The sequence below is a fragment of the Treponema berlinense genome (assembly GCF_052273165.1).
GTDB lineage: Bacteria > Spirochaetota > Spirochaetia > Treponematales > Treponemataceae > Treponema_D > Treponema_D berlinense_A.
In genome coordinates this window covers 1-8,516 of the sequence record NZ_DAVZIU010000038.1, presented here as the reverse complement: position 1 = coordinate 8,516, position 8,516 = coordinate 1, and the positions used below count along the sequence as shown (strand labels likewise).

The 8,516-nt window shown below is 38.6% G+C and carries 5 protein-coding genes; all 5 read left to right on the top strand.

The features are described from left to right. Positions 1 to 518: 518 nt before the first annotated feature. Positions 519 to 3,242: a valine--tRNA ligase gene (locus ACT6XC_RS09140; RefSeq protein WP_443741577.1), complete on the top strand. Its 2,724-nt coding sequence runs from the start codon at positions 519 to 521 to the stop codon at positions 3,240 to 3,242. An 80-nt stretch (positions 3,243 to 3,322) separates the two neighbouring features. Continuing rightward, positions 3,323 to 3,937 carry a hypothetical protein gene (locus ACT6XC_RS09135; protein ID WP_443738893.1) on the top strand — a complete coding sequence of 205 codons (615 nt, stop codon included), beginning with the start codon at positions 3,323 to 3,325 and terminating at the stop codon, positions 3,935 to 3,937. Between the two features lie 181 nt (positions 3,938 to 4,118). Then, on the top strand, positions 4,119 to 6,080 hold the full coding sequence (locus ACT6XC_RS09130) for an AMP-dependent synthetase/ligase (RefSeq protein WP_443741576.1): 1,962 nt from the start codon (positions 4,119 to 4,121) through the stop codon (positions 6,078 to 6,080). 127 nt (positions 6,081 to 6,207) lie between these two features. After that, positions 6,208 to 7,281 (top strand): type I glyceraldehyde-3-phosphate dehydrogenase, encoded by a 1,074-nt coding sequence (gene gap / locus ACT6XC_RS09125; RefSeq protein ID WP_443738891.1) that lies wholly within the window; start codon positions 6,208 to 6,210, stop codon positions 7,279 to 7,281. A gap of 247 nt (positions 7,282 to 7,528) precedes the next feature. Beyond that, entirely contained in the window at positions 7,529 to 8,362 is an 834-nt protein-coding gene (locus ACT6XC_RS09120) for a sugar phosphate isomerase/epimerase family protein (RefSeq protein WP_443738892.1), read from the top strand. Positions 8,363 to 8,516: the final 154 nt, after the last annotated feature.

Below are 8,516 nucleotides of genomic sequence, written 5' to 3'. Positions count from 1 at the left end.
TTTTCTTTTTAAATTATTTTTTTTCATTCTTTCCAGTCAGCGCACTTTGTGTGGCTCGGTGCTTTATTTTTGCGTCTTTCTGCCGTTTGTACATTTTTTTTCCATATCATTGATTTTTGTTTGCTGCAAGGGTTTGTTGACACTTCCGTGCGCTTTTGACGTTTTGTTGTTTTCTGGCGTTTGCGTAGTTTTTCCATTTTGTTGTTTTTCGTGTTATTTTCTGGCGTTATATGTCGATTGCCAGCCTTATGGTGTTTTTATTCGCGTCAATTGAACAGACCTTGTTTTTTCTTTATAATGGTTTATTAGGCTAATGTTGAGTTTTTGTATGTGGCAGGGATTGTAGCACCTTTAGTTCCTTCGATATGTTTCGGAACGTAGTGGAGAAACATTTCGAAGGAATGAGCCGCGCAAGACGGCGAAGTGCGAAAAGCCCGATTTTTGCAAAGCAAAAAGCCACCCGAATATAAAAAATTACTCGAATTTAAACCTGATTTCTATTTAAGGATGCTCGAAAAATGAAAGCTATTGAACTTGAAAAGGCTTATAATCCAAAAGATTTTGAAGACAGAATTTATAATGAATGGGTTGAAAAAGGCTGTTTTAAACCTGCAAGCGATAAAGATTCGCCTGTTCATTCTCAAAAAACTTCCAATATAAAATATACTGTTGTAATTCCGCCACCGAACGTTACTGGTGTCTTACACATGGGACACGGTCTTAATAATACTTTGCAGGACGTTGTTGTTCGTTATCATAGAATGAAGGGAGATGATACTCTCTGGATTCCTGGAACCGACCATGCTGGAATTGCCACTCAGAATGTTGTTGAAAAGCAGCTCAAAAAAGAGGGCAAAAACCGCAATGACCTTGGACGCGAGGCTTTTACAGAGAGAACTTGGGAAGTTACTCATAAACACCACGACATTATCGTAAAACAGCAGAAAAAACTTGGAAACTCTGTTGACTGGAGCCGTGAGCGTTTTACTTATGATGAGGGACTTTCTAAAGCTGTTCGTGATGTTTTTGTTACATTGTATGAACGCGGACTTATGTATAAAGGCCAGTATCTTGTAAACTGGTGTCCTCGGTGCGGTACTGCTCTGGCTGATGATGAAGTTGAGCATGAGGATACTCAGGGCGCAATGTATCACATTTATTATAACTATGCCGATGGTTCTGGAAGAATTGAAGTTGCTACAACTCGTCCAGAAACTTTCTTTGGAGATACGGCTGTTGCTGTAAATCCTGATGATGAGCGTTATAAAAATCTGATTGGTAAGAAAGTTCTTTTGCCTTTGATTAACAAAGAAATTCCGATTATTGCGGATTCTTATGTTGATAAAGAATTTGGAACTGGTATGGTTAAGATTACGCCTGCTCACGACCCTAACGACTGGGAAGTTGGAAAGCGCCACAATCTCGAAGTAATCAACCTTCTTAATCCTGACGGAACTATGAACGACAATGTTCCTGAAAAATATCGTGGTCTGAAGCCTGATGCTGCAAGAAAACTTGTTATTGAAGATTTGACTGAAAGCGGAAATTTTAAGGATGAAGAAAAAATGGTTCACTCTGTAGGACACTGTTATCGCTGTCATACTGTTGTAGAACCTTATCTTTCTTATCAGTGGTTTGTAAAAATGAAGCCTCTTGCCGAAAAAGCGCTGAAGGCATGGAAAGACGGAGAAGTTGTTTTTTTTCCAAAAAAATGGGAAAACACATACACTCACTGGCTCGAAAATATACGTGATTGGTGTGTGAGCCGTCAAATCTGGTGGGGACACAGAATTCCTGCATGGTACTGTGATTGCGGTGAAACAATCGTAAGTCGCGAAAATCCTGTAAAATGTCCAAAATGCGGCGCAGACTCTTCTCATTTAAGACAGGATCCTGATGTCCTCGACACTTGGTTCTCTTCATGGTTGTGGCCGTTCTCAACTTTGGGCTGGCCGGAAAATACCGAAGATTTGAAGAATTTCTATCCTACAACTGCTCTTGTTACTGCTTACGATATTATATTCTTCTGGGTTAGCCGCATGATTATGGCTGGTTTGGAATTTACAGGAAAAGCGCCTTTCCATGACATTTACATTCATGGGCTTGTACGCGACAAGCAAGGAAGAAAAATGTCGAAATCTCTTGGAAACGGCATCGACCCTCTTGATATTATCGATCAGTATGGTGCGGATGCGCTCAAATTCACTTTGACCTATCTTTGTGCCCAGGGGCAGGATATTTTAATCGACAATGATTCTTTCAAATTCGGTTCAAAGTTTTGTAATAAAGTATGGAATGCAAGCCGTTATATTCTCGGAAATCTGGAAGGAAGAAATCTTGTTCCTGTAAAAGACGAAGAATTGACGGAACTTGATAAATGGATTTTTGCTGAATTGAATTCTGCTGCAAAAAATGCACGTTCCGCTCTTGATTCTTACCGCTACAACGATGCGGCAAGCAGCGTTTACGAATATTTCTGGAATACTTTCTGCGATTGGTATGTAGAAGCTACAAAACTTGTATTCTGGCACGGAACTGAAGAACAGAAGGACAGACAGGTTTCTGTATTGCTCAACGTTCTTGAAGAATCTCTCCGCCTTTTGCATCCATTTATTCCGTTTGTAACCGAAGAAATCTATTCAAAATTGCCTTTGGCTCAAATTGTTGAAAACAGAAAGGCAAGCGGTGTCCAGAAAATTTTACCGAACGAAACTTATACTGGACTTTTAGTTTCGGCTCCTTATCCTGAATACAAGGTTGAACGCGATGATTCAAAAATCAATGCCCGTTTTGTCGCTTTGAAAGACGTTGTAAGAAGTGTGCGCGGTATTCGCGTTGAATGTGGCGTAAATCCTGCCGACAAAATCAATCTTGCGCTTCTTATCGAAAAAGGTAGCGCAGCTGAAGTTTGTACAGAAAAAACTGATATGATTCAGCTTTTAGCAGGTCTTTCTAAGGTTGAATTTGTTGAATCTAAGCCTGAAAAATCAATCGGTACAGTAGGTTCTGGTTTTGAAGCCTTTATTCTTCTTGACGAAAATGTAAATACAGAACAGCTTTTGAAGCATTTTAACAAGGATCTTGAAAAAGATAAAAAAGATGCAGAACGAATTGAATTCAAATTGAACGGAAAATTCGGACAGCATGCTCCAGCGGAAGTTGTTCAGGCAGAACGCGACAATCTTGCAGAAATTAAGCGCAGAATTGAAAAACTTGAAAGTTATATCGCGGCTTTGAACTAAAATTTGCCGATAATCAAGATAATCAGTTTTGCAGGAGATGTTGCAAACAAGAGAGGTGCGTCATGGGAATAAAGTATGAAATGAAAACCGAAAAACCTGAAAAAATGGGAAATAAAGAAGCTTTAGAACTTAAAAATATTGTTTTGGCTCCTTATATGCAACTTGCCACGGGACTTATTGGAAAGGCGCGCCATGCTGGAGGAAATATGTTCCGGCATCAGATGGACACTCTTGCAATTCTGATAGATTACGGTTATATAGATTCTGTTTTGCTAAAAGCCAGTGTCGTTCATGACACTGTTGAAGACATTAAGGATTTTGACAAAAATTTAATCCTCAATGCCGATGATGAAGGTGAGGAAGTTCTTAAGCTTGTTCTTGAAGTTACTCGCAGTGAAAACGAAACAAAAAAAGAATTTTTGCAGCGAATTTTGGACAAAGGCAGTCAAAAGGCAAAAATCTTAAAATGTGCTGACAGAATTTCCAATATGATTTCGCTCGGATACGTTACAGATCCTCATTTTATCGAACGTTACTGCGACGAAACAGAGTTTTTCCTTCTTCCGATGGCTCTTGAAATTGACTTTAATATGTATCACGAACTGATAAATCTTATAATGACGCGACGCCGGTATCTTGAAGACGGTGGTTATTTTGACAATCGCCATAAAGATTCCGACAGCGATAAAAAATAATTCGGTTTAGTTTATTTATACAATCCCTAAGTTTTGTGGCGAGAACCTGATTTTAAGAATATGCAGGTTTCGCCTTTTTTGCAATATAAAGTATTTCGTGGTAAAATTACGTAAATCTCTAAAGGACTTTCAGCTTGATTGTTGTTTTTGAGTTTTTTGATTTCATTTAATGGAGAAAATTATGGTAAAATACACTTTCCGTGAGCTTCCAAAAAATCTTCCTTTAACACTGAAGGCGCAGGTTGAAAAAGTTCCTGATTCAGTTCTTCAGGCTTCAAAAAATAAAGACGGCAAATTTGAATATTTTACATTCGCTTCTGTTTATGATGATTTTGTCGCTCTTGCTTTTCAGTTTAAAAAACTTGGCATTGAAAAAGGCTCTAACGTTGCATTGATTTCTGACAATCGTCGCGAATGGCTTTTGACAGATTATGCTTTGCTTTCCATTGGTGCGGCAGATGTTCCTCGTGGCTGCGATAGCATGGGAAACGAAATTCGCTTTATAATTTCTTATACAAACTGTAAAGTTGGCTTTTTTGAAACCGGACATCAGCTCGAAAAAGTTTTGGAAAAAATCGATGAAGTTCCCCTCTTAAAAACAGTTGTAATTTACGAACCAATTGTGCAAGAAATTGAAAAAAAAGCAGCCGATTGCGGTCTTAAAGTAATTCATTTTAGCGAATTGTTTGAAAAAGCGCGGACTGAATATGCAGAAAAAAAAGAAGCGATAAAGGCGGAAATCGAGTCTGACATGGAAAAAGTTGAACCTGATGACACCGCCACGATTATTTTTACTTCAGGCACAACAGGAACTCCAAAAGGAGTAATGCTTACTCATGACAATTATATTTATCAGCTTTCTGTAATCCACAACTTTTTGCCTTCTAATCCTGGATTTATGTGGCTGAGCGTTCTTCCTGTATGGCACAGTTTTGAGCGTTTGATTCAATATGCTGCTCCAGTTTTTTGCAACGGAATTGCTTATTCTAAGCCTGTTGGACAGATTTTGCTTGCAGACATGGCGGTTATAAAGCCTCAATGGATGTGCGGTGTTCCGCGTTTATGGGAATCTCTTGCAAAAGCCGTTCAAAAAGCCATGAAAAAGAAAGGCGGAGTTGCCCTTGTTCTTTTTAATTTTTTTGTAAAAATTGGCGGTGCCTATGCTGACCAGAAAGATAAGGTTTGCGGTCTTGTATGCCAGCTTTACAAAAAACGTAACCGTGTTTTGGATTTTTTTACGGGAATAGTTCCCATGTGTCTTTTATGGCCATTGAAAAAACTTGGAGATTTGCTCGTATTTAAAAAACTTCAAGCGAAATTTGGTGGAAATCTGCATGTTGCAATCAGCGGTGGCGGAGCGCTTCCGCACGAAATTGACAATTTTTATCGTGCTGTAGGATTGAACCTTTTGGAAGGCTATGGACTTACCGAAACTGCGCCTGTTATTTCTTTTAGAAATCCTCATGAACCTCGCCCTGGTTGCGTAGGTGCGATTTTTCCTACTGTCGAATTAAAAATCTGCAAGGAAGAAAACGGTGTTGCCGTAAGTGGCGAAGATATTGGGCCTGGAAAAATGGGATTGATTTTTGTAAAAAGCCGGCAGGTTATGAAAGGCTATTACAAACGACCAGATTTGACTGCAAAAGTGATTGATAAAGATGGTTGGTTTAATACAGGCGATCTTGGAATACGCACTTTTGACAACGAATTGAAAATTACAGGTCGCGCAAAAGATACAATTGTCTTGCTTGGCGGTGAAAATGTTGAACCTGCTGTGCTGGAGTCTGAGTTGTTGATAAACGACTTGATAGAAAGCGCTATGGTTGTTGGACAAGATGAACGAAGTCTTGGAGCGCTCATTGTGCCTTCTAAAGAAAATACCGAAGATTTTGCAAAAAAAAATAATATTGAGTATGAATCTTATGAAGAACTTTTAAAGAACGATTTTATAATTCAAGTTTTTGATAAAATTATAAAGAATTCAATTTCTACTGCAAAAGGTTTTCGTGCTTGCGAAAAAATCGGTAAATTTGCGTTGATTCCAAAAAGTTTTGAAGTTGGTGTTGAATTGAGTGCAAAACAGGAAATTATGCGCTATAAAATCGCTGAGAAATATAAAGACTTGATTAAAACTCTTTTTTAGTTTCGATGGTTCTGACCGAAAAGTTGGAACGGTCAATTTATTATAATTTTTTTATAGACTATTTGCTTGAAATTCAGTATTTTAAATATAGTGAATTTAAATTTATTTTTTTAAGGAGAATAAAATCATGGCAGTTAAAGTTGCTATTAACGGTTTTGGCCGTATCGGACGCTTGGCATTCCGCCAGATGTTTGCTGCAGATGGATATGAAGTTGTGGCTATCAACGACCTTACAAGCCCAAAAATGCTTGCTCATCTTTTGAAGTATGATACAGCACAGGGTGGATATGCTGGAAGAATTGGTGAAAATAAACACACAGTTTCTTATATTGATGACGTTCTTGCTGAAGACGGAAAAACTGTAACAAAGCCAGGTGCTATCGTTGTAGACGGAAAAACAATCACAATCTACAAAGAAGCAAATGCTGCTAACCTTCCATGGAAAGCTCTCGATGTTGACGTTGTTCTCGAATGTACAGGTTTCTATGTTTCAAAGGCTAAATCACAGGCTCACATCGATGCAGGTGCTAAAAAAGTTGTAATTTCTGCTCCTGCAGGAAACGACCTTCCAACAATCGTATTCAATGTAAACCACAAATCTCTTACAAAGAACGACAATATCATTTCTGCCGCTTCTTGTACAACAAACTGCTTGGCTCCAATGGCTAAAGCTTTGAATGACTTTGCTCCAATCCAGAGCGGAATCATGTCTACAATTCACGCTTACACTGGCGACCAGATGATTCTTGACGGCCCACAGCGCAAAGGCGACCTCCGCCGTTCACGTGCAGGTGCTCAGAACATCGTTCCAAACTCAACAGGTGCTGCAAAGGCTATTGGTCTTGTAATTCCTGAATTGAACGGAAAATTAATTGGTTCAGCTCAGCGTGTTCCAGTTCCAACAGGATCTACAACAATCTTGACTGCTGTAATCAAAACAGACAAAGAAGTTACAAAAGAAGCTATCAACGCTGCAATGAAGGCTGAAGCAACAGAATCTTTCGGATACAACGAAGATCAGATTGTTTCTTCAGATGTAATCGGAATGCGCTTTGGTTCGCTCTTCGACGCTACACAGACTATGGTTTCTAAGGTTTCTGACGATACATATCAGGTACAGGTTGTTTCTTGGTATGACAATGAAAACTCTTACACAAGCCAGATGGTACGCACAATCAAATACTTTGCAGAAAACTGCTAGTTATAGTTAGTTTTTGAAGTGAAAAGGCATCCTGAAAATGGATGCCTTTTTTGTTTTAAATTATTTTATTATTCTTTCATATTTAATTTGTCGCAAACTCTTTGTGTTATGCTCTGGCACTATGCTACACACCTGCTTGTATTGTGGGTACGTACAATACTTTGCAGAAAATTTTTATGCTCAAATCTTCATTTTTTTTAGTTTTTCAAAAATTGCAATTTGTACTGGCTGTAGATATAATGGACTTATGAAAATTTTAATTAGACCACATGATATTGGAAAAGGTTCTGCTGAATTTTTAGGACAAAAAGCCCATGAATGGGGATTTGACGGAGTTCAGCTTGCAATTGCAAAGGCTATTGAAGGACAAAACGGTAATCCTGGTACTTTGACGGACAGGGTTGTTTCTGAAATCCGTAGAGGTTTTAATTCTAACGGTGTTGAAATTCCTCTCTTGGGCGCATATTTTAATCCTGTTCACTCTAATAAAGAAAAAGTAAAACTTGGAGCAGAAAAATACGCCGATCATTTGCGTCATGCTGCTGAATTTGGGGCAAAATTTGTTGCTTCAGAGACTGGCTCTTACAATGACGATAAATGGACTTACAATCCAAAAAATCAGACTGAAGAGGCTTTTGCTGAAGTTAAGTCGATTTTTGCGCCTATGCCAGAGATTGCAAAAAAAAACGGTGTCTGCATGGCTTTGGAAGGAGCCTGGGGACATTGTATGTATTGTCCAGAGCAGCTTAAGCGTCTTGCCGATGAAATTGATCCAGAACAGGAAAATTTCCGTTTTATTGTTGATATTTACAATTATCTTTACATTGGAAATCACGAAAAACGTGCCGAAATTTTTGAAAGGTGTTTGAAACTCTTTAAAGGAAAAATCTGCGGTTTTCATTTAAAAGATTATGTTGTAAAAAACGGTGAGCTTGAAATTGCTCCTTTGGGACAGGGAATTATGGGTTGGAAAGAATTTTTGCCTGTAATAGCGAAGGAAGAACCGAACGCATATCTAATCTTTGAAGGCGTAAAAAATGTTCCTGATTCGCTTGAGTTTGTGCGCTCAATTGTTGGTTAATATAGTTGTTTGGGGTGTTTGGCAGGGATTTTTGCATGCCAAGGCATGCTGCTAGTTTTGTTAGCACAAAACTAGATTATATAACTGTGTGCTAAAGCACACGTCCTGCCACTTTGTGGCAGGGATTTTTGCATGCCAAGGCATGCTGCTAGTT